Source organism: Candidatus Nitrosocosmicus sp. FF01 (genome assembly GCF_047711275.1).
GTDB lineage: Archaea > Thermoproteota > Nitrososphaeria > Nitrososphaerales > Nitrososphaeraceae > Nitrosocosmicus.
This window is the reverse complement of the sequence record NZ_JBLNIG010000002.1, coordinates 120776-143745: the sequence shown is the minus strand read 5'-3', so window position 1 is coordinate 143745 and position 22970 is coordinate 120776. Positions and strand designations below refer to the sequence as shown.

General features: G+C 34.7%; 22 protein-coding genes, 2 tRNA genes and 1 pseudogene. 20 read left to right on the top strand and 5 right to left on the bottom strand.

The features are described from left to right. Window positions 1-21 precede the first annotated feature (21 nt). The gene (locus ACMT7R_RS06190; RefSeq protein WP_415310752.1) at window positions 22-921 is read left to right on the top strand and encodes a metal ABC transporter permease; all 900 of its coding nucleotides are present in this window, start codon (window positions 22-24) and stop codon (window positions 919-921) included. 236 nt (window positions 922-1157) lie between these two features. Here ACMT7R_RS06190 and ACMT7R_RS06185 read toward each other — a convergent pair whose 3' ends face one another. The 3 genes from ACMT7R_RS06185 to ACMT7R_RS06175 are packed head-to-tail and all read right to left on the bottom strand — an operon-like array spanning window position 1158 to window position 3815. Further along, entirely contained in the window at window positions 1158-2114 is a 957-nt protein-coding gene (locus ACMT7R_RS06185; RefSeq protein WP_415311643.1) for an NAD(P)/FAD-dependent oxidoreductase, read from the bottom strand. Window positions 2115-2145: 31 nt separating this feature from the next. After that, window positions 2146-2406, bottom strand: coding sequence for a hypothetical protein (locus ACMT7R_RS06180; RefSeq protein WP_415310751.1), 261 nt, complete (start codon window positions 2404-2406; stop codon window positions 2146-2148). A gap of 20 nt (window positions 2407-2426) precedes the next feature. Further along, the gene (locus ACMT7R_RS06175; protein WP_415310750.1) at window positions 2427-3815 is read right to left on the bottom strand and encodes a cytosine permease; all 1389 of its coding nucleotides are present in this window, start codon (window positions 3813-3815) and stop codon (window positions 2427-2429) included. A 142-nt stretch (window positions 3816-3957) separates the two neighbouring features. On the opposite strand from ACMT7R_RS06175, the gene ACMT7R_RS06170 reads away from it, so the two are divergent. The 6 genes from ACMT7R_RS06170 (at window position 3958) to ACMT7R_RS06145 (ending at window position 7776) form a co-directional block, all read left to right on the top strand. After that, on the top strand, window positions 3958-4554 hold the full coding sequence (locus ACMT7R_RS06170; RefSeq protein ID WP_415310749.1) for a hypothetical protein: 597 nt from the start codon (window positions 3958-3960) through the stop codon (window positions 4552-4554). Between the two features lie 29 nt (window positions 4555-4583). Beyond that, window positions 4584-4982 carry a zinc ribbon domain-containing protein gene (locus ACMT7R_RS06165; protein WP_415310748.1) on the top strand — a complete coding sequence of 133 codons (399 nt, stop codon included), beginning with the start codon at window positions 4584-4586 and terminating at the stop codon, window positions 4980-4982. Between the two features lie 463 nt (window positions 4983-5445). Then, entirely contained in the window at window positions 5446-5850 is a 405-nt protein-coding gene (locus ACMT7R_RS06160; RefSeq protein ID WP_415310747.1) for a hypothetical protein, read from the top strand. An 18-nt stretch (window positions 5851-5868) separates the two neighbouring features. Continuing rightward, window positions 5869-6627, top strand: coding sequence for a 7-cyano-7-deazaguanine synthase (locus tag ACMT7R_RS06155; protein ID WP_415310746.1), 759 nt, complete (start codon window positions 5869-5871; stop codon window positions 6625-6627). Further along, a complete protein-coding gene (locus ACMT7R_RS06150) occupies window positions 6614-7399 on the top strand; it encodes a 7-carboxy-7-deazaguanine synthase QueE (protein WP_415310745.1) in 786 nt (261 codons plus the stop codon). The genes ACMT7R_RS06155 and ACMT7R_RS06150 overlap by 14 nt, the downstream gene beginning before the upstream one ends. 104 nt (window positions 7400-7503) lie before the next feature. Continuing rightward, window positions 7504-7776 (top strand): hypothetical protein, encoded by a 273-nt coding sequence (locus ACMT7R_RS06145; protein ID WP_415310744.1) that lies wholly within the window; start codon window positions 7504-7506, stop codon window positions 7774-7776. Here ACMT7R_RS06145 and ACMT7R_RS06140 read toward each other — a convergent pair. Next, a complete protein-coding gene (locus ACMT7R_RS06140) occupies window positions 7773-8828 on the bottom strand; it encodes a replication factor C small subunit (RefSeq protein ID WP_415310743.1) in 1056 nt (351 codons plus the stop codon). The two genes, ACMT7R_RS06145 and ACMT7R_RS06140, sit on opposite strands and share 4 nt — an antisense overlap. Before the next feature lie 55 nt (window positions 8829-8883). Between ACMT7R_RS06140 and ACMT7R_RS06135 the strand changes: the two genes are divergently transcribed. From ACMT7R_RS06135 to ACMT7R_RS06090, 10 genes are all read left to right on the top strand, one after another. Continuing rightward, window positions 8884-9495 (top strand): hypothetical protein, encoded by a 612-nt coding sequence (locus ACMT7R_RS06135; protein ID WP_415310742.1) that lies wholly within the window; start codon window positions 8884-8886, stop codon window positions 9493-9495. A gap of 67 nt (window positions 9496-9562) precedes the next feature. Then, entirely contained in the window at window positions 9563-11632 is a 2070-nt protein-coding gene (locus ACMT7R_RS06130) for a minichromosome maintenance protein MCM (protein WP_415311641.1), read from the top strand. Window positions 11633-11706: 74 nt separating this feature from the next. Beyond that, window positions 11707-12297, top strand: a complete 591-nt coding sequence (locus tag ACMT7R_RS06125) for a hypothetical protein (protein ID WP_415310741.1) — start codon at window positions 11707-11709, stop codon at window positions 12295-12297. Between the two features lie 110 nt (window positions 12298-12407). Next, window positions 12408-12839, top strand: coding sequence for a translation initiation factor IF-2 subunit beta (locus ACMT7R_RS06120; protein WP_415310740.1), 432 nt, complete (start codon window positions 12408-12410; stop codon window positions 12837-12839). 112 nt (window positions 12840-12951) lie between these two features. After that, on the top strand, window positions 12952-13644 hold the full coding sequence (locus tag ACMT7R_RS06115; RefSeq protein ID WP_415310739.1) for a nucleotide exchange factor GrpE: 693 nt from the start codon (window positions 12952-12954) through the stop codon (window positions 13642-13644). Next, complete coding sequence (dnaK, locus tag ACMT7R_RS06110; RefSeq protein WP_415310738.1) at window positions 13645-15588, top strand: molecular chaperone DnaK; 1944 nt, start codon at window positions 13645-13647, stop codon at window positions 15586-15588. Between the two features lie 52 nt (window positions 15589-15640). Continuing rightward, window positions 15641-16777, top strand: a complete 1137-nt coding sequence (dnaJ, locus tag ACMT7R_RS06105; RefSeq protein WP_415310737.1) for a molecular chaperone DnaJ — start codon at window positions 15641-15643, stop codon at window positions 16775-16777. 30 nt (window positions 16778-16807) lie between these two features. After that, the gene (locus ACMT7R_RS06100) at window positions 16808-17734 is read left to right on the top strand and encodes an ABC transporter ATP-binding protein (RefSeq protein WP_415310736.1); all 927 of its coding nucleotides are present in this window, start codon (window positions 16808-16810) and stop codon (window positions 17732-17734) included. A gap of 48 nt (window positions 17735-17782) precedes the next feature. Further along, a tRNA-Leu gene (locus ACMT7R_RS06095) sits at window positions 17783-17899 on the top strand. 328 nt (window positions 17900-18227) lie between these two features. Then, window positions 18228-18343, top strand: a tRNA-Met gene (locus ACMT7R_RS06090). A 581-nt stretch (window positions 18344-18924) separates the two neighbouring features. Here ACMT7R_RS06090 and ACMT7R_RS06085 read toward each other — a convergent pair. Beyond that, window positions 18925-19704, bottom strand: a pseudogene (locus ACMT7R_RS06085) (DUF1743 domain-containing protein); the annotation flags it as partial. Between the two features lie 172 nt (window positions 19705-19876). Here ACMT7R_RS06085 and hisI point away from each other — a divergent pair. The 3 genes from hisI (at window position 19877) to ACMT7R_RS06070 (ending at window position 22898) form a co-directional block, all read left to right on the top strand. Further along, on the top strand, window positions 19877-20206 hold the full coding sequence (gene hisI, locus ACMT7R_RS06080) for a phosphoribosyl-AMP cyclohydrolase (RefSeq protein WP_415310735.1): 330 nt from the start codon (window positions 19877-19879) through the stop codon (window positions 20204-20206). Between the two features lie 77 nt (window positions 20207-20283). Further along, complete coding sequence (gene thrC / locus ACMT7R_RS06075; RefSeq protein ID WP_415310734.1) at window positions 20284-21510, top strand: threonine synthase; 1227 nt, start codon at window positions 20284-20286, stop codon at window positions 21508-21510. A gap of 41 nt (window positions 21511-21551) precedes the next feature. Then, window positions 21552-22898, top strand: a complete 1347-nt coding sequence (locus ACMT7R_RS06070) for a ThiF family adenylyltransferase (RefSeq protein WP_415310733.1) — start codon at window positions 21552-21554, stop codon at window positions 22896-22898. Window positions 22899-22970: the final 72 nt, after the last annotated feature.

Genomic DNA, 22970 nt, shown 5'->3' with positions numbered 1-22970 from the left:
AACAATAACAAGATAACCCATATGATTGATTTTCTATTACCCTTTCAATATGAGTTTTTTATTAAAGGCATAATAGTATCTGTTTTACTTGGTGGTATCTGTGGACTGGCAGGAGTATATATTATTCTTAGAGGTTTAAGTTATGTAGGTCATGGTCTTTCTCATGCTGCATTTGGCGGAGCTATAGTAGGAAACATAGTTGGAATGAACTACTATATTGGTGCTATTATTTGGAGTTATCTTGCATCATTCGTTATTTATGAAATTAGCAAGAGAAATAAGATTAAACCCGATGCTGCCATAGGATTGGTCACAACAGCCATTTTTGCATTTGGAGTGTTACTAGTAAGCATGACAGATAGATATACAAGGAATTTTGAATCGTTATTATTTGGAAATATTCTGGCTATTACCGAACAAGATCTATACGTTATTGTTTCAGTTACCATTCTTTCGGCAGCCTTTTTCTTCTTTCTTCATAAACGATTAGTTTTTTCCTTTTTTGATAATGAAAGTGCTAAAATTAGCGGAATTAAAACTTCACATATAGAATTGCTATTTTCATTTGTCTTGGCAACAATCATAATAGTCTCAATGTCATCAATAGGTGTAACATTATTAGCATCGGTAATAGTTGGACCGGCAATTTCTGCACGCATGCTTTCTAATAACTTTTCAAATGTAGTATTCTTATCCATAATAATCGGCTGTGTAGCTTCTTTTTCAGGAATGTATGCAAGTTTCTTTTTGGATTCTTCATCAGGTCCAACAATAGTTATGTTCATTACACTAGCTTTTGGTATAACTGCCCTTTACGCCCTATTTAAGAAAATCTATCATTCTCATAGTCATGGTAGTATTTCTCACTCTCATCCTCATATGCACACTGATGAACACAGACATGAACATACTCATCGCTGATTTAATTTATTTGAAAAATAATAGGAACAAATGGAAGATATATTTCATAACCTTATTTTTTATTTCTGTATATAGAAATAAATCCCTCTTAAAGATACAATAAGTTTTTGCCAAATAATGGGGAAACCTGTAGGGTTTCTATATGAAGGAGTGTTCTTTTATCTAGTTCCATAACAAGTACTATACATTATTGCAGGATAGCTAATTTATTTTTCATATGCAATACGCTGCAACTACTATGCCAGCTTTTCTAATCCTTTAATGAAAGTAAATCCTGCAAAGGTTATACCCGCCATAACCTGTGAGAAAAAGTCATTTTCGTATAAATTAACGGAAATATTCTTTCCTCCGCTCTTTAGTGATTTCATATAGGTCTGTTTTGTAAATTCATCAATCATTTTTGCCAAATCTCCACTTACTAAATAATTATTTAACAAACCAACATATTCATCGCTTCCTACGGATATTATTTGCGCTTTAATTTCATAATCAAATTTTTCTTTCGGATTAGTTCCTTCAATATAGCGTTCTGCAATATTGTCTGCTAGATATCGTGCTTGTCTTACAGCTATTTGTGCCAGCGGTGGATATAATTTCCCTTTGGAATTTTTCATCGCAGCCAAATCTCCTATGGAATAAATATTCTTGTACTGATTTGTTTGACAATATTCATTTACAATGATTCTACCATCGTTGGTCTTGTCAATGTTTGGTTCAATGTCTATATTGTAGCCTCTTACTCCGGCAGTCCATATTATTAGCGATGAATTAATCTCCAATCCATCCTTCAAAAATAGAGTCTTTTGGTCCACCCTTTCTACTAGAGAGTTGTGAAAAATCCTTATTCCCTTTTCTTTGAGAATTTCTTCTGTTTTGTTTTTAACTCTGATATCCCATCCAGGCAAAATTGTTGATGTTGCTTCAATTATGTTTATCTTGATGTTGCTTTTGTTAGGTGAGGCGTTTATTGTTTCTGCCAAAGCGCTCCCAAGACTTATCCCAGTTGCACCTGCCCCTACTATTACTATATTATGTTTCTTGTTTGCAGCTTCATCAATTATTCGTAAAATATGATCGTGAATAATTGAGGCGTCATATATCGATCTTATAGGGAGAGTATATGTGTCAGCACCTGGAATGTTAAAATATTTGGTTGATGATCCTAAGCAAACAATTAGTTCATCATATTTTATTTCTCCTGATTTTAAGAATATGGTACTCTTATCAGGGTACTATTTTTTCTATGTCATCTTGAATAAATCTAATATTTTTGCCCTGTATCAAAGATGAAATAGGGATTTTCAATTGTTCTGCAGTTCTATAACCAGAAGCTACCAGGTGTATTTCTTGCATTAATTGGTGATAATTATTTCTATCTATTAGTATTATTTCAGTCGAATTCTTATCTAATTTTGATGAAAGGTTTGTGCTAAGAAATATGCCTGCATAACCTGCCCCTAATATTACTATTTTTTTCTTTGTCAACGACATTTTACATCAACCTTTCACTCAATTTTCTTGTCTGATGAATACTCTTCATTTTTCAATTTAACTTTTTTTATTAAAAGTTCTATTACTAAGAAGACTAGAATTGAAATTGCCATGCTTGGAATGGTTGAACCTATGCTTAAACCCAAATCGGTTACGTGTAACCCTGATATTGGGGATAGAATGAAATAAGTGATACTTCCGACAACAAATGCAAGAAATGATGATATCTTGACTCGATTGGTTTTTTCATAAAAGTTTTCAATTGTTATCCGTCGTCCTCCCCTTCTTATAATATAGTAATCGGTCAGAACTATGGCAAATAGTGGTGCAAATAGAGCGCCTATTATCAATAAGAAATTCTCGTATTGTTGAATTGGAATTAAATTCGCCAATAAAACTCCTAATGCCGTAAAAAAAATAACGAGATACTTGTAGTTTATCTTGTTATGGATATTCTTAAATGACATTGCAGATGAGAAAATATTTGCAAAAACGTTGTCGACTTCATCAACGATTAATACCAACAAAAAGAATCCATAAAAGAATGTTTGAATAGCAACTAGTATTGCAAATATGTCACTAATACCCAACAAGAATCCAATTATATAAAAAAGACAATTTGTGATTGTAAAACCTATAAATGTTCCATAAAATGCATTTTTGCTCTTTTTTGCAAATCTGTTATAATCAGCCACCAAAGGCAACCATGATAAAGGCATGGCAATTACCAAATCTAAGGAATTAAAGAAACTAAAATCAAAAGAAGTAGAAGCAGCACTAGCAGCATTTGCAGTAGTAGTAGTCGATACGGTTGAGTTAGAATCTATTACACCTTCTGATCCAACACCCCCGCTCGTGGATAATATTATACTTATTAGCAGGACTATAGTTGAACCATATACCACCCATACTGCAAATTTGCTAAGCCATTGCTTTACAATTTTTAATGGTCCTAATATACAAAAAAGTACGATTACTGCTCCAAAAACAATAGACCATATGTAAAAATCAACATATCCATTGCTAAATATATTTGCGGCCTTCGATAAAATGGTTATTTCAAAAGTGGACCAACCTATTAATTGAAAGATATTAAGAACTGTGAGCAAATATGAACCATGCAAACCAAACGCAGGTCTCATACTTACTATCGACGGGACCGAATGATCGCTGCCTATCTTGCCCGCTAATGCCAGCAAAACAGATCCAACTATCGAACCCGCAATTATGGCTATTATTGCTTCTGTTATATTTGACGAGGAAACGAATGAGCCTGCGGAAATCACTAGTAGACCTATTCCCAAACTAGACCATAAAACAAAAAAATTCTTACCAGAAAGTACTTTATATTTGCTATCCACTGGATTTATTCCAAAATCTGTATTACCTTCTAGAAATTTCACAATTATTTCACCTAAAAAGTTCTTTGAGGAATGCTCAGCAGCAGCAGCTGCAGCAGGAGCATTGAATGAGACTTTATCAAATATTTATCTATAATACCAATAATTCCATAAATTTAAATTTGTTTTTATTCATTTGCAAGTCATGTCCTTTGGGGTGGATACTCTTGGTGGCCTTATAGAGAAACTAAAACAATTGGTTAATGATACTCAAAATAATTATGAATCGTTTTTTGATTCAACTCAATTGTTTAAACAAGGAAAAATGGATAACAACGAGTATTTTTCGAGGATGGGTGAATTTCTTGTATCTTCCTCTGCCCTAAATTTTTTATCCTGTCGTGTTATTCTTGAACTAAAATCAGCCATGGATAAGAATATTTCTGCTAAAGGCAAAAATGATAGATCTGCATCACAAACTATGCCTTCGGGTAATATAGGTGGAAGCACCGGTGGTGGTTTTGGTGTGGATGGCTTTATTTCAACTGGTGGTAACGTAGGTCCTACTTCCCCTTCACCTTCACCTTCTACAACATCACCATCACCTTCGCCATCATTAAATGAAGAATATGATCTACCATTGCCTCAGGAAGCCCCTACTTTCAAACCCGTGGATATAATAATAACCAAGCAAGACCGTTCAAACACAAATACAAAAGACGCAAAAAAAAATTGTATTGTTTGTAACGCCTCAATTCCAAAACAGGCTAAATTTTGTAACAAATGCGGTAATTCACAATAATTAAAAGACACAATCCTTCAGTATGTGTTATGAAAATCTTTAATGGGCGATTGGCAACCGAGGACTATATGTCCACCCATTCACTAACTTTTTCTACACCTGAGATGACCCTAAAAAAATTTGCGTTATGGTTGGGCGAAAGTGTAAAAAATTCAAAAACAAACACTTCAACTCCTCGTTTACTCACATATATAGAAGATAAACCTGATTCAAAAACAAACACTTCAACTCCTCCGTCCAATTATCTTCCCGATATAGATGAATCTTTTAAACCTACAGGAGCCATAGCTGATTTTTATAGTACAAAGGATACCTCTAAAGAAAGTATATCCTCAAATCCTGTTGAAAAAAAATACTGTATTAATTGTGGTAATTCGATAAAACATTCTTCAAAATTTTGTAACAAATGCGGCGCTGTCATCGAATAATATTTCTTCTCAAAAAGTTATCTTTTTAGTTGGATTTTTCCTTTAGGATTAGGTAACATTCATTACATATAGTATCTGAGAATAAATAATTCACAGAATAAAATTTTGTCTTATTACACAGTTTACAAGTTTTCATTATTCATTTACTCACTCAAACTATTGAAAGAACTGACTGTTAATGTATTTTATGCCTTCTATCCTGCTTACCAACCAACTAACTATCTATTCGCGTGGTTTCTAAACCTGCTTATATTAATAAGTTATATATTAAATTATTGTTTTTACAATATGAATGACTCGAGTATTTTCGTTTATGTTTTTCTTTATTTCTGTGTGGTTTGGGCTTTCCTCAATTTTGTCACATTTGGTATTTGTTTATAATCTTGATTATTTTTATTACTATTTGATTTGGCCTAGTTGTTTTGCTATCTCCTTATTAATATTCCTCAAACCTCTCATATCCATGCGTGCAGTATTTCGAGATAGAGTTTCAACTAGTATATCGTGGCCATTTGTCATAAAAATAATCAATGGACTCACATGGGCCCTGCCTTTTGTTTTTATATTATTTTTCCAAAAGTATTATCCTTTTTTGTTACTTACTGGTCTATCCTTGGGTAACATTTCTACATTCATATTTTTAAGAAAATATTCCAAAATCTATAGTATCGAACAGATAATAACAGGTGTACTTGTCCTTTCTACATTGTTCTCTATTTTGATATATTATAATTATACTGATGACTATGAACAGATCCTTTTCTTGACCCGAGTCATGATTTCAGTTTCATATGCGATAGGGGGATTAATTGGATATTTCAAAAATGATGATGATTCTAACGCATCGTCAAGTTTACATAACGAATAAGCTGACTTAATATCATAATTGAGACCAGAGTCTACTAATTCCATAGAAAATTTTTCTAAGGCTGTTTGTATATTTAGCGGCGGACTCGATTCTATTAGTACAGCTGCTTATCTAAGGAAATTGGGATTAGATGTATATTTAATTTCATTTAATTATGGACAACGCGCTTCCAATGAACTAATTGTGGCAAAACGCTTTTCCAAATTATTAAAAAGTAAAAAGCATGAGATAGTTGATATATCATTTCTCAAAACTCTTTTTGGAAAAACTAATATCCTGACGAATTCCAAATCCAAAATTCCTCCAACATTTGATTATAGCATGGTTGTGCCATTAAGAAACACTGTTTTTTTGACTATTGCATCAGTATGGGCCACTTCATTGAATATTTCTCTTGTAGTATATGGAGCTCATTCTGGAGATACTCGGTATCCTGATTGTCGCCCTACGTTCACGCGATCTTTAGAAAAAGTATTTAACATGTCTGAAATTGATGGAATTACTGCCGGAATAAGAAATAAACTTCATATTTGGTCCCCTGCATTAGATAAATTAAGTAAATCGGAATTGCTTTTGATGGGGTATGAAACATTGGGAGAGAAAATTTTTGAATCTTGGAGCTGCTATCTAGGAACACATAGCGATAACAAGGGCAGCAGTTCCATCTCCATAGACAGTAGAAACAAACAATGTGGAATATGTGAATCTTGTATGAATAGAAAACATGCATTTTCAAAAGCAGGAATTGAGGATAAAACACAATATGCCAACCATTAATCATAGTAGTATTGAAATCTCAAACATTAACAGTAATCAAGAGGTACTTGACAGAGTCCAATTAAATGAGTTATTTGTGAGTATTGAAGGTGAAGGTATATTTGCGGGTACAAAAACCTTATTCATCAGGTTCTCAGGTTGCCATCTCCGGTGTTATTGGTGTGATACAAAATATTCTCTATCTACTAAGAGTGGAAAAAGTTATACTATTGATGAAGCTAAACGACTTATTCATCAGCACCTTCAGCCTAAAATCTATAAGGTAAATTTTACTGGAGGTGAACCTTTGTTACAACCATTATCTTTGATCGCACTTGCAAATTTTGTTAAGAATGAATTGAATATCAAGACTTATCTTGAGTCATCTTGTTTTGATTGGCAAAGATTTGAGTCAGTGTTGCCATACTTTGATATTTGTAAGGTTGAATTCAAGACTTCCGATTCAAAAGTGATCGAACCATCCAAATCCTATGATGACCTGATACAAAATGAATTAAAATGTTTGGAATTAGCCCTAAACAGGACCGATAAGATTTCATTTGTAAAGATTGTATTTACAAATTCTACAACTACAAACGAAATTAGAGATTTAACGACTAAAATCTTTCAGTGCTCCAATATTGGTAATTTAAGTGGTATAACACTTCAACCAAGCTATCAATTCGACTCTCCATCCACTGAACACATTTTAAAAATCTATGACGAAGTATACCCTTTTTATAAAGATGTAAGAGTAATCCCACAAATGCACAAAATGTTGGATATGAACTAGGTTAATATTCTGTTTATGCTTGCACTGACACTGGCATCTTAATCCTTAGGTTTATAAAAAGATAAGGCTTATAATAAAGACTGATTCTTATAGGTAAAATAAGTATGGTGAACACAATCTTTCGGGTACAGTCTCATAAATTTACTCAAGAAAATATTCAAACCACATTAGTTTGCTCAAATTGCGATGAGGTTTTCACCAAAGAATTTCTATTGGATCTTGAAGGCCAAACAATTGAATTTAAGTGTCCTGTTTGTGGAAATTTAGGAGAAGCCGATATTCCATATAAAACCGCCGAAGAACGTGAGGAATTTGAAGAAGACTTTGACGATGTAACAGAGGAAGATGGCGGAGATGAATTTGAAGACGACTTTTAAATAGATTTTTTGTTATTCTTCAAATTTAATTTTCCAAGCTGTGCCAAGAAGGCTGCCAGTTGAATTTCAGGATGTGCACCATTTGCAAGTCTATAATCATATTCGGCAATAATAGTTGATACTTCAAAAGGGTTCTCTAATTCAAGTTTATAGATCTCTTCATTAGCGTATCTTAGAAAATCAGTTTCCGATACTCCATATACGTTTAGTAATTCTAATAATTTTATTCTTGATTCATTAAATTTCGAGTTAATGGCCAAATTAACTATTTCAGCAATCTTGCTTCTTCCTGAGATGCCTATCGCACTTTGAACTTGCTGCACGTTTACATTTCCACTTGCAGCAGCGGCTTGCAAAATATTTATCGAATATCTCAAGTCTCCGTTGGTGTGTTCATAGATTTTGTGAAGAGCGTTTTCTTCAACCTTTACTCCTTCGCTTTTACAAATATTCTTTAAATATTCTACTATTTCGTCTTCTGAGACTCTAGAAAATCGGAAGATTACACATCTACTTTGTATCGGCTCAATTATATGAGATAAATAATTACAAATAAAAATAAATCTGGTCGTTTTAGAACTATCCTCTATTATTCTTCTCAAGGCTGTCTGTGCTTCGGATGTCATTTCATCTGCCTCATCCAATAAAATAATCTTGAATGGCTTATCATCAGTATCTTGATTTATGGAAAGTTTCATTATCGAGGCAAATTCTTTTACCCTTTCACGAACCATTTTGATTCCTCTTTCATCTGATGCATTTAGCTCTAGTGTATCTCTCTTCCAGTTTTCTCCTAAAATCTTTCTAGCCAAACATAGAGCTGTTGTAGTTTTGCCTGTACCTGCAGATCCAGTAAATAATAAATGCGGTAGTTCATTTGGTTTTTTTAACAAATTTTCTAGCCCTTTTACAATTTCTTTTTGATTAATTATTTGATCCAACCGTGTTGGTCTATATTTTTCCACCCACATAATATCAGAAATTTCCTTCGGCTTCCGCTGTTTTTCCATCCAGATGTATAGTCCATCCCTTGCCAATTTAAAATTATTCAATGTCTCAAGTTCCCTGGGATTGAAATCTTATTAACTCATAGAGATAATTAAGTATGTGAAATCGCCATCATCATCATCCCCATCCCCATCATCATCAACAACGCCCACAATACCACCTAATAACAACATAGATAAACTATTTTTAGAAATGGATGATATTTCTATTCTTTATACTTTTTCTTCGTTAGATTATATTCTAAAGGATGTACGTGTGATTTACTTGAGAGATTTTGAATTATCCATACGTCCACTTGTTTTTATTAGTGCCAAGGAGGGAGATATGACCTCTATACCCAGATGGATCTCTATTATTTTGAGCAAACATGATGTAGTAGAAATTCATGATGATGATCAACTTTCTTATATAAAGAGAGCTTTAAATCGCGAAAGAATATCGCAGAGTCACATGTTATCTACAATAGAACCAGATTTCTATGCCAAAGTAAATAATTACCTTAATAATATCGACGATAAAGATAGAGAATCATTAATCGTAGCTCTGAACCCTTTTATTGCATCTAGGTTACAAAAAATTGTCAAACTTTCAGCTTCATCACCGTTAGTACCTGAACTTGAGGAAAAACTCTCGGTAGAAGAAAAATTTCTCTATGAGAATTTTTATTATATGACATCCAAGTTTAAGAAATTGGTGTTAAGACTTGAGTGATACCGACCCCTCAAATTCTTCTTCTTCATCAAGAAATGTACAAGAACAGGAACAAGAACAACAAACCATATCTGCATTGTCAAATGAATTAGAAAGTTTTCTACGTTCATTTAAGGATCGGGATGGTAACTACAAGTATTTTGACAAGATAAATAATATGGTAGCTACTTCTTCTACTTCCATTACCGTCGATTATATTGATTTTGATAGCTTTGCTCCATCATTAGCAAAGGACATTACTCATAATCCAGATGAAATGTTCTCAGCTTTTAACGAGGCTGTTACTTCTATTCTTTTAGAAATTCATCCAGATTACGCCCATGAAATACGGGAGCATATTAGAGTAAGAATGGGAAATTATGCTGTTCAGAAAGGATTGCGTGATATCAATGCAGATGTTATTAACAAACTGTTAGGTGTTTCTGGGATGGTAGTACGTTCCTCTGAAGTTAAACCATTGGGAAAAAGAATTGCATATAGATGTCTTAATTGCAATCAGATCAGCTTTTCACAGCTAAAAGGATTAGCCTTAAAAAAACCATTGCGATGCCTTAATTGCTCCGAAAAAGAATTGGAAATGGATGTAGAGAGCAGCTTATTTATTGACTTTCAGTTGGTTAGATTACAAGAGTTACCCGAGGATTTGCCAGCGGGACAACTGCCTCATTACATAGAAGTAACAATTCTAGGTGATTTGGTTGATCAATGTAGACCAGGAGATCGAATCATGTTAACTGGTATTATTAGGATAGATCAGGAATATTCATTTGGTTCAGCAAATGCTGCAGCACAAAAAACTTCTCTATTTAGGTTACGAATGGAAGGGAATAACATCGAATATCTTGGTGGTAGAGCCGGAGATAAGAAAACTCGTTCTATTGAACGTATTTCCATAAGTGCTGAAGATGAACGACAAATATTGATGTTGTCAAGAAAGCCCGATATATATGATAAATTAGTATCATCTTTTGCCCCTCATGTATATGGCCATGAAGTGATAAAAGAATCAATATTGTTGCTAATCGTGGGTTCAATTACTAAAAAATTAGACGATGGATCAACCCGAAGGGGTGACATTAATGTGTTATTGGTTGGGGACCCAGGAACTGCAAAGTCTGAAATGTTAAAATTTGCTGCAAAAATAGCACCTAGAGGTTTGTACACCTCTGGAAGGGGTTCTACAGCAGCCGGTTTGACAGCTGCAGTTGTAAGAGATAAATCTGGCATAATGATGCTTGAGGCAGGTGCCGTGGTGTTAGGAGATCAAGGATTGGTTTGTATAGATGAATTTGACAAGATTAAGGCTGAAGATCGTTCTGCGCTCCATGAAGTTATGGAGCAACAAACATGTTCTGTAGCAAAGGGTGGTATCGTAGCCACATTAAATGCCCGAACCTCGATTCTATCTGCCGCAAACCCGATGTACGGAAAATATGATCCTTATAAAAATATCACTGAAAATGTAAATCTTCCAATACCTCTCCTTACTAGATTCGATCTTGTGTATGTAATACGAGATCTACCCGAGAAAGAAAAGGATAGTAAAATAGCTACTCATATATTAGAAATTCATAAGGATGTACAAAAATCATCACAAGGAGCAATCAACATAGATCTCTTTAGTAAATATCTCGCATTTGCGAAACAAATTGTAGAACCTGAATTGACTCCAGAGGCGATAAATATCATTCGTGATTATTATATGAAAATGAGAAATGTTGATTCTGATAGCATGATTACTGTAACTCCTAGGCAATTGGAGGGGTTGGTTAGACTCGCAACTGCCAGAGCAAGATTATTGCTAAAGGATAGAGTTGATAGAGAAGATGCTGAAAGATCATTGTTTCTAGTTCAAAGAATGTTAGAAACTGCTGGTGTTGACGTAAATACTGGTAAGGTTGATTTAGGGGTATTACATGGTAAACCTTTCAGCGAGATATCCAAGTTAAAACTTTTCATGGAAATATTTTCTAGCATTTCAGGGGAAGAAAAGAATGATGTTGAAGAAAATGTGTTCATAGGTGAACTGATAAAAACAGCCAAGTTCACAGATTCAGATGCCAGGTCTTATATCAAAAAGGCAATGAGCGATGGTCAAATATATGAAAGAAAACCCGGATTTTACTCCAAGGCTTAATTTTATACCCTAGAAATTTTAGATCATTTTGGTGCAAAAATATTTATTTATATCATTGGGACTTTTCCAATGATGTGACAGTAGTTTCTGATTCCTACATGGGATTTTTCTTGCCTGCTGATATTTATGAGAGAATATTAAAATTTCTAGATGGCAATTTGATCTTCCCATTTGTTAAGGAAAATGAAATTCTAGGAATCTTTTTTCTTTTTGGTAAAAACTATGGTATTAAGAATAATTTGGATATACTGTCTGCAAAAGATATTACTAGGAAAACCATTGACCAATTAAAGCGTGAAATATTTCAATCTAGAAGCAATACTGAATTTGATAACGATTACATTAAAGAAAAGTATCAAAGGAGAGTTCTTCAGATTTATGTTGAACTTCAGAATAATCCCACGTTTGAACAAACTGTGATAAATGAAAGAATTAGTAGAGATCCCACGCTTTTGATGCTTTGCTACGCCCATCATATTTCTTATTATAAACAAAAATGCTTTTTTGAAATCTATGATCCCCTTAAAAGAGACCAAGTGGACAAGAATTTACATAGTGTGTTGCTAAATAGAATGGTCATGCTAAGCTATAACGTAGAAAAAACTAATGATTTACCATACCAAACTATGACCCCCTTTATCGAATGGATAACCAAGAACCGCTAATTCTCATTTGGATAGATTTTGGTGTTTTATGCTAATAATTCTTGTTCCACTCATTCACATGTCTAAGATACATTCATAACGTAAATTAAATGGTTTATCGTAGTTTAGTTATGTCAATTCAAGATGAGTCGGGGTACATGTCATTATTAGATAGGTTACAAAACAAACTCGGAAATGTCGTTAAGAAAGAAGTTTCAAGGCTTGAAATTCCTATTCCAAGAGTAATATGGGTTGGTCAAAGAACAATTTTTAGGAATTTTATGGATTTCCCAAAAGCACTCAGACGCGATCCTGAAAAATTATTACTCTATCTCAATAAAGAATTGGCTTCTGCAGGATATATTACAGGTGAAAGAGTTATTTTCTTGGGAAGAAAACCAGTATCTTCATTTTCTGGTCTGATAGACAGATATGTAAAGGATTACGTTATTTGTCCTGTTTGTGGTAGCCCAGATACTAGAACAGAAAAAATCAAAAAGTTAGGTTTTATGATCTGCGAGGCTTGTGGAGCGAGGTCTTCTATAAAAAGCAACTATGCTTGATAATTAGTTTTAACTTCATAGTTACAATCATTCAGTTCTTTCTTGATTTATACTTCTATATTTTCAAGAAGAAATCGATATCTAATTATTAGATTTACCCAAATTTATTAGCATGGATAAAACCATAAAAAAAGATCCAACTACTAATGATCAAGGTGATGATTATCTTTTGTTAGATAATAATTCTAATTCTAATAATAATTCTAATTCTAATAATAATTCTCATGATGAAAATGATTATGAGTCAAATACGGAATTAACTGCCGAAGAATTATCTGCAGAATTAAAAACTACACGTGATGACCTTGAACACTATCGAAATTTGTATGATGAAACTTTTAACAAATTAAAGTATAGCATAGCCGATTTTGATAACTATAGAAAGAATATTGAAAAGCAAAATACGTTGAGAATACTTTCAGTAAAGGCAGAAATGCTGTCGACCATAATTAATTTGAGAGAAGATTTCGTACGCGCTTTGGATACTCTAAAACATCACAAGGTTGATAGCTCTATTCTTGAAGGATTAACTAACATACTAAAGAATATTGATACATATTTGGAAAAAGAAGATGTGAAGGAAATACGAGCTTTAAACAGTGTTTTTGATCCTAACTTTCACGAAATTATCGCGTTTTCTTATTTTGAAAATGATATGGAAGAAAACATAATTACTAAAGAAATCCGAAAGGGCTATTTATTAAACGAACGCGTTCTTCGTCCCAGTTTGGTTGAAGTGTCTAAAAAGATAATTAAAAATATCGATAGTGATAATAAAGAAAATACAAAAGGAGATGACGATTAAATGGGAAAAATAATAGGAATCGATTTAGGAACTAGTAATTCTGCTGCTGCTGCTTTGAGCGGTGGAAAACCAGTTATAATACAAGCTGCTGAGGGTACCTCCATTGGGGGAAAGTCCTTTCCATCGGTGGTTGCGTTTTCACAAGATGGTCAGCTACTTGTTGGTGAACCTGCAAGACGTCAAATGCTTTCAAATCCTGAAGGAACTGTTATCGCTGCAAAGAGGAAAATGGGCACCGATTACAAGTTTAAGGTTTTTGGAAAGGAATATACTCCGCAACAGATATCTGCATTTGTACCTCAGAAAATCAAGAAGGATGCTGAAGCATTTCTAGGAGATACTGTTGATAAAGCTGTAATTACTGTTCCAGCATATTTTAACGATAATCAAAGACAAGCAACAAAAGATGCAGGAGAGATTGCTGGACTAGAAGTCGTGAGAATCATAAATGAGCCTACGGCTGCATCGCTGGCTTTCGGATTAGACAAAGTACAAAGTGATCTCAAAATCATGGTTTTTGATTTTGGTGGGGGAACTCTGGATGTTACCATTATGGAAATGGGTGGTGGTGTATTTGAAGTAAAAAGTACATCTGGTGATACTCAACTGGGTGGCACTGACATGGACAATATTTTGATAGATTATCTTGTTAACGAATTTAAGAATCAATCGGGAATAGATGTGCGAAACGACAAAGCGGCTATGATGAGGATTCGGGAGGCCGCTGAAAAAGCAAAAATTGAATTATCCAATATAGTAACAACAGAAATAAATTTGCCCTTTTTAGCATATGATCAATCTACAGGACCAAAAAATTTCGCAATTCCTTTGAATAGAGCAAAATTGGAGGAATTGCTTCGACCGGTTGTAGAGCGATGTAGAAATCCAATGTTGCAAGCCATAAAAGATGCAAAATTATCAGCTACGGATATTGAGAAGATAGTTTTGGTGGGTGGTCCTACCCGAATGCCGATAGTAAAGGAGTTTGTAAAATCTGTCATGAATAAAGAACCTGAGCGTGGTGTGGATCCAATGGAGGCAGTTGCCATGGGTGCGGCAATTCAAGGTGCTATTATTTCAGGAGAAGTGTCTACTGATATCCTATTGGTCGATGTCACTCCTTTGACTCTTGGTGTAGAAGTTATGGGTGGACTTAAGGAAACTCTAATTGAGAGAAATACTACTATTCCAACAAAGAAGAGTAAAGTGTTTACTACAGCTGCAGATTATCAAACGGCAGTTACCATACATGTAGTCCAAGGAGAGAGAACAATGGCTGCTGATTGTGTTTCACTGGGTATGTTTAACCTGTCTGGTATTCCACCGGCTCCCAGATCTGTCCCACAAATTGAAGTAACCTTTGATATTGATACAAATGGAATATTGAACGTAACAGCAAAAGATCTTGCTACTTCAAAAGAATCAAAAATCACCATTTCAGCAAGCACAAAATTATCAAAAGAGGAAATAGAAAAATTAAAGAAAGACTCGGATGCATTTGCTGAAGTAGATAAAAAGAAACGTGAGGAGGCCGAATTAAGAAACGAATCGGATAATTTGATATACTCGGCTGAAAAATTGGTAAATCAAGATCTAAAGGACAAAGTAACTGCTGAACAAAAGGATAAAGTCAATAAAACGGTTCAGGAGCTAAAAGACTCGATCTCATCTAATAATATTGATGTGACAAAAGCAAAAATAACGGATCTGAAAAATGTATTGGCCGAAATAAGCACAGCTGCATATCAATCCGTTCAGCAAAATGCTTCCAATACGGCTGCTGGGCCCGATTCTGGATCTGGTCCAGGAGAACCCGGTCCCGAAACATCTACAACTCAATCTCCTCCTACAGGTGAAAATACACAGGGTCCAAATACTAGCGAAAATAATTCAGGATCTGCAACCACTGGTGGTAGTGGTACCGAAACCAGCAATAATAAATGAAATAGTAGAACTGATGTATAAACAACCACATTCAATTATTTTGTGATCAACGATGAGTAAAAGAGATTATTATGAAGTACTAGGGGTTCAAAAATCTACTACTAAAGATGAAATAAAATCTGCATATAGAAAACTTGCATTAAAGTATCATCCCGATCGCAATAAGTCGCCAGAAGCAGAAGAAAAATTTAAAGAAATTTCTGAGGCTTACGCTGTACTATCTGATCCGGAAAAACGAAAGAGATATGATGCATATGGACACGTTGGAAATGAAGAAGTTTTCCGAGGATCGGAAGACAATTTTGCTGAAATCTTTAAGGATATTGGATTTGGTAACGTTGGTGATATTTTTGAACAAATTTTTGGTAGGATGGGTGGTGGTCGAAGTGGAGGCGGTTTTGGTAGCGATCCTTTCGGCTTCAATTCTGGGACCACAACCAGAAGGCGGAGAGGCAGAGATTTATTATATGACGTAAGCATGACCTTGGAAGAAGTAGTAAAGGGCAAAAAAGAAGAAGTACAGATTCCCATAATTGAGAATTGTTCGGTCTGTTCGGGAACCGGAGCTGCTCCAGGTACAAGTCCAAAAATTTGTCCAACATGTAATGGGCAAGGACAGACCCGTAGGGTATATAACCAAAATCAATTTTCTACCTTTATCTCTCTAGACACTTGCAATACATGCCATGGAGAGGGAAAAATTCTTGAAAAACCATGCAATACATGCCATGGAGAGGGGAAAGTTAGGAAAACAAATAATCTAAAGATTGACATACCCTCTGGCGTTGAGGATGGAGTTACACTGAGGATATCTGGAAAAGGAGAGAGTGTCCCAGGAGGTGCAAGTGGAGACTTGTTGGTACGCATCCATGTCCTACCTCATCAACTTTTCAAAGTTCTTGAAGATGGTGACCTAATGTACAATTATGATGTTTCATTTATTGATTTAATCTTAGGAACCGAGACTAAGGTTCCAACCATAGATGGGACTGAAAAGCTTAAAATACCGTCATGTACCAAAGCAAATGTCATTTTCAAGTTGAAAGGAAAAGGTTTACCAAGATATGGAAAATTTGGACGTGGAAGTCAATATGTGAAAGTGAATGTAAAACTCCCTGATAAAATCAATGATACTCAAAAGAATTTATTAAAGGATCTTTCGAAGGAATTCAAAAAAGATGCATTCTAGAATCTTGTAACTTTTGCAACTCGGATCTTAATGTTTGCCATAGAGTCATTTAATGTAAATAAGATCTACAAGAATTCCAATAAGAAGGCACTTGATGATGTCTCTTTGCAAATTGAGGAAGGGAAAATATCTACTTTATTGGGAAGAAATGGTGCTGGCAAAACTACTTTTATCCGTATTTGTTCTACTCAAATGTTACCTACCTCAGGGAGAATAACTATCTTTGGGGAGGATGTGTTGAGGTATCCAGAGAGAATTCGTCAGATGATATCTATTGTACCTCAAGAGGGAAGACCTTTACGAGCATTAACACCTTGGGATCATATTTATAATTGGCTAAAAATACGTGGCGAAAGAAAGGATGTTGCCGCTAACAAGACTACCGAAATCCTAAATCGATTAGATCTTTACTCAGCTAAGGATGTTCCTGCTCTAAATCTCTCTGGTGGCATGAAACAAAAAATCCTGGTTGGAATGGCTATGGCTACTGAATCGCCTTTGTTGTTTTTGGATGAACCTACTATCGGTCTCGATCCTGTTTCAAGACGTCAAGTGTGGTCCATAATTAAAGATTGGAAGAATAGAGGTGTTACGATCGTACTAACTACTCATTATATGGACGAAGCTGAAATTTTATCTGATTCTATTTTTATCATAGATCAAGGTAAGGTTATATCTAAAGGAAATATGAATGATTTAAGAGGCACGCTAAATTATCAAATAAGAATTGATATCCACATATCAAAAGCCCTCAACATTTTTGACTTGAAAAATCTAGTTAGCTCGTTTGGAAAAATAATCACCATGAGTTCAGATTCTGTAAGGCTATTCACATTTGAACGCAATTTAAGAGAAATATCTGAAATTATGGTGCGTAGCAATTTATCCTTTTCAGTCGCGCCTATTACATTGGATGATATTTTTGTGAATTTGGTTGGAGACCAGGAGATGGAGTAGCCTTCGTTTTTATTAGAATATATGTTGGATTTTTCATGAATATTTTATGCGGGAGTTGCCAAGCCTGGTCAAAGGCGTGAGTTGGAAAAAACACGATGCTCAGAAACCAGGATTTGAGATACCTCATCTCTTAGGGGTCCGTGGGTTCAAATCCCATCTCCCGCATTCGAAATATAGATTATCTCGGAAATATTGCTGTACAAATGAAAAACAATGGAAATAGGGTTGTTGTTACACAGTCATTTATATGATGATATTATTTGCTTTGATTATTTCCAAAATAAACAAAATATCAAATAACATCAGTTTTCGTACTCGATTATGAAGATCGATATATTCTTGATAGAGTTACTAAAATACTATTCAATGAATATGTGTCTTCTTTGTATAAAGTTGTGCTATATACACTATCACCGCTAAATTCAATCAAAATTATGCCTCTTGATAACAGATCTATACCGTATATATACTCCTTATATTACAAATATTAGTTAGCGGGGTGGGGAAGCCAGACCTTTTTAGGGGCTAGGTTATCCCGGCGGGCTCATAACCCGCAGAGCGGTTACTGTGCTATAACGCCAGCCGTAAGTTCAAATCAACCCCCCGCTATCATTTATCCACACTATGCTCTTTAGCATGCGTATTACTTCAAATCGATCATATCGTTTTTCCATACCGTATCTTGAAATTGGTTTTGTAAGATGACGGTGTGCAATAGGTTCTGGAATATACAAACCACTTTTAATTTCTCTCTCCTTCTCTATCTTTATTTTGTCTAATGATCTAATTCTTGTTTTACAAACTTGGCATTCATACCCTTTACTTCTACCCTCTGATTTCATACTTTTTAGACATATAGTACAAGTGGGATTCTTGATTTCAAAAACTTTACCCAATTCTTTGACAATCAAATATTCCAAATTGAGTGTAGTTTGATTATTTGATTTCAGATGTACACCATACCCTATCTCAATTTTGTCTCCAATTGCTAACCCTCTTGCAACTTTAGTTAGACCTGTCGGTTGATATACTGCAACTGGTAACACATAGTCGTACCTATCTTTTATCTTGAAGATTACATGTCCGCCATTAATTGTATAGGGCATTGTTGTGACTTCACAATTAATGTATCCTGCCGTATAAGGTTTCATGTCTACTCTTCGTTTCTCTTTTGTAAGATGAAGATTTGTTCCCTGATTGGATCTAAATATCATGTAGCCATCCAGCACTTCTTCTATACACAAATTTTTTAAAAAATACAAAGTCAATAATGGATCTTCGCCTCTAATACCACAAAATACTGGATCAGGACCATGGGGTGTAATCAGAACCCTCGAGTTTTTTTGATCATAGTTATTATAAGTATATGGATAGGATTCTTCGCTTAGTCTTTTTACTTTAAAATCGTTTGTTTTTCTGCTTTTTCCTATATTTTCTTCTCTCCTGTAGGCTAGCGTTTCAAAAGTATGATCTGAGTCTAAAACACATCCTATAGCCGATAGTGCGCCTACAATTCCATGGCCTTTCCCGTAGACTCGAAATTGCATATTGTACTTTTTTGCTATTTTTATGGCTAATTGTTTACTTAATATAGTATCCATTGCATTTTTGCTAAACTGTGACAAGTCTTTGTTAATGTTATTTTCTTCATAGAAAGCTAAACCCGGATTTGCACCATCGCCTATATCCGAATAATTCTCTATAATTTGTGAAACTTCTTCCTTGATTTTTTCATTGTTATTGCTTTTGATCCTTAAACATACTGCACCGTTACCTCTAGTTTTAAGAGGAACATTGGGATTTAGCCTTATTAATAGCGGAAAATCGATAAACTCTACATTGAACTTTTTAATCAATATTCTTGCTATTAGAAATGACAAGTGAGTGGTACATCTTCCGTTTATTGAATCAGTATCATCAAATCCAATGTGAAGGGTTTTTGTATCAAGTTTCTCCTTGTCTATTGTCATATGCGGTAATGTCGTTGTTATTCTTGGTATCTCGTGTTATTTAACCGAAACTCTTTCTAATGCCAGTTTGTCAAACGACTATTATCATAATAACTTACTTTATTTGAATCCGTAGGCGATTCTTGATTCATTGTTATAAATTTTTATATCAATTTGCTTCAATCACTTTGCGGTGTTAAAATCCATTGATAAAATCGATTTTGAAAAAAGAAATGGTATTATTCCTGTAGTTGTTCAGGATATAAAAACAAAGGACATTTTGATGCTTGGATATGCAAATAAACATGCTTTGTCCAAAACTGTTGAAACAGGGAATGCCCATTTTTGGAGTACATCTCATAACAGATTATGGATGAAAGGCGAAGAGTCAGGTAATATTCAACCCGTTGAGAAAATATTGGTTGACTGCGATTCTGATGCGTTATTATATCTTGTAAACTCCATAAATCCCGCATGTCACACAGGAAATCGTTCTTGTTTTCACAATGAATTGGGCAGATAGACATATGATGGTTAAGTAATACTAAATATTATTTAGAGAGATTTATCTATTATATTGTTAATTAATAATCAGAAATAATGGGAATTATAAGCGCGCTAAAGTGTAGAGAATGCAATAAAGAGTATTCCCCGAGGTTTTTATATATCTGTGAGGATTGCTTTGGGCCACTGGATGTCCAATATAAAATAGATAATAATATAACTAAACATACTTTTGAAAATCGGACAGATTTAACTTATTGGAGATATTTTGAAATCCTTCCTATAGAAGATAAAAAAAATATAGTGAGTTTGAATGGTTCAATTACTCCATTACAAAAAGCAGAAAACTTGGGCAATAACCTTGGTGGATTTAAGAATTTATACATCAAGAATGATTCAGTAAATCCAACTTTTTCTTTCAAGGATCGACCTGCAGGTGTAGCGGTTTCAAAGGCTAAAGAAATGAATTTAGCTGCCGTGGGTTGTGCATCTACTGGAAACCTTGCATCCGCTACTGCTGCTCATGCTGCAAGAGCTAATTTGCCTTGTTATATTTTTGCACCATCGGACATAGAAGATGTTAAAATAGCTCAAGCATTATCTTATGGAGGTAAATTTGTAGCAGTTGATGGTACTTACGACGATGCCAACAGGATCGCTTCAGTGATCGGAGACTCTAACGGTTATGGAATTGTAAACATAAATATGCGACCTTACTACGTGGAAGGCTCCAAAACACTAGCATTTGAAGTATTGGAACAATTGAACTGGACTGTTCCTGATGTGCTGGTAATTCCTGTAGGAAGTGGTGCCATGTTAAATGCTATTTGCAAAGGGTTTGAAGAAATAATGAACCTCGGGTTGATCTCAGATATATCCAATTTAAGAATCATTGCCGCACAACCTAATGGATGTGCACCTATTGTAGATGCCTTTAAAAATAGATCCAATGAAGTGATACCAGTAGAGAAACCTGATACAGTAGCAAAAAGCTTGGCAATTGGCGACCCTGGTGATGGATTATACGTATTAAAGCGTCTAAAACAATTTAATGGGATTGGAGAGAAAGTCACTGATGCGGAAATCAAAGATGCTATATTATTACTTGCTAAATCGGAAGGAATCTTCACTGAACCTGCAGGCGGTGTTGCAGTCGGTGTTCTAAAGAAGCTAATAGAGGACAATAGAATTGAAAAGGATGAAAATATTGTTTGTTATGTCACAGGTAATGGATTAAAAACTACCGAATCTGTGATAGATTTGCTTCCTACTCCTAATTCTGTAAAGCCTGATATTAGACTTGTGTCGGCAATGATACATTGAACAAACGGATATAAATCGAAAATTTGAGGTGTTATGTATAATTGACCACAGTTGAATTTGTTATTCCATCAGTATTGAATAAAGGTGCAGGAGAAAAAAAAATGTCTATCGACGCTTCGACATTAGACGAAGCTTTCAATATTGTATCCGATATTATGGGAGATGATTTTAAACGTAGGGTTATAGACATCAACGGCAAGCCCAGAGCATTAATCAACATTTACATTAATGGAAAAAATATGCGATTTAACAATGCAGGAATGAATTCTGCTCTAAAAGAAGGGGATTCGATCTATATTTTACCTGCTGTAGCCGGAGGAGCTGAAATAACTAATCAAGAAATGCTTAGATACTCTAGACAAATTATGCTCGAAGAAATAGGCTATGTTGGAATGGAGAAACTCAAAGATACTACGATATGTGTTGTTGGCGCTGGAGGAATAGGCAACCCTGTTTTAACTCAATTAGTAGGAATGGGAATAGGAAAAATTCGAATTGTTGACAGAGACGTGATAGAAATTTCTAATCTCCATAGACAACATTTGTACACTGATTCGGATATAGGAAAGGTAAAAGTCGAAGCTGCATTGGATCGATTGCAGAAAATGAATCCTGCAGTAAAGTTAGAAGCTATCCCCATTTCAGTTACAAAGTATACTGCCGAGAAAATTGTCAAAGGCTGTGATATTGTCATTGACGCATTGGATAGTATAGATGCAAGATATGCGTTAAATGATGCTTGTCTAAAACTCGGGATTCCATTCATCTATGCTGGAGCTCTTGGAATGGTTGGTTCGGTATTTACTATTCTCCCTAACCAAAGTGCATGCCTTAGATGTATTTTCCCTGAATTATCCGAAGATGAAATGCCAACATGTAGCACCGAAGGTGTACATCCGTCAATACTGTACCTTGTCTCTGGAGTCCAGGTATCTGAGGCAGTGAAAATAGCTACCGGACAACAACCGTCTCTGGTAAATAAATTACTGTATATAGACCTAAATGACTTAGTATTTGATAAAATTCAAATGAATAGACATGATGAATGTCCGTCATGTGGATTAAACGTAGAACAAAAAGATATCAGCATTCCCTCAATTTTGGTGGAAGAATTGTGTGGAAGAGATCGTGGAAAGAGAACTTATACTGTTACTCCAGCACAAATTACGAACGAAGTAGATTTGTCAAATATATTAAAAATCGCTGAATCAAATGGATACGTGTTAAAATCAAAAGGTAATTTGGGCCTAACAGTATCAAATGCAAATCAATTACTGATCAGCTTTCTTACAAGCGGGGCGGCAACAATAGTTGGTGCAAAAAGCGAAGAAGAGGCTTTGTCAATCTATAATACTTTCACTGAAGAACTAAAACCCAAAGTTAGTTAGTATTTTTTTATTACTTTGTAATAATTTATAGAGATCACTTTTAATATTTGGGGTTTTTATTTCTCTGTATAG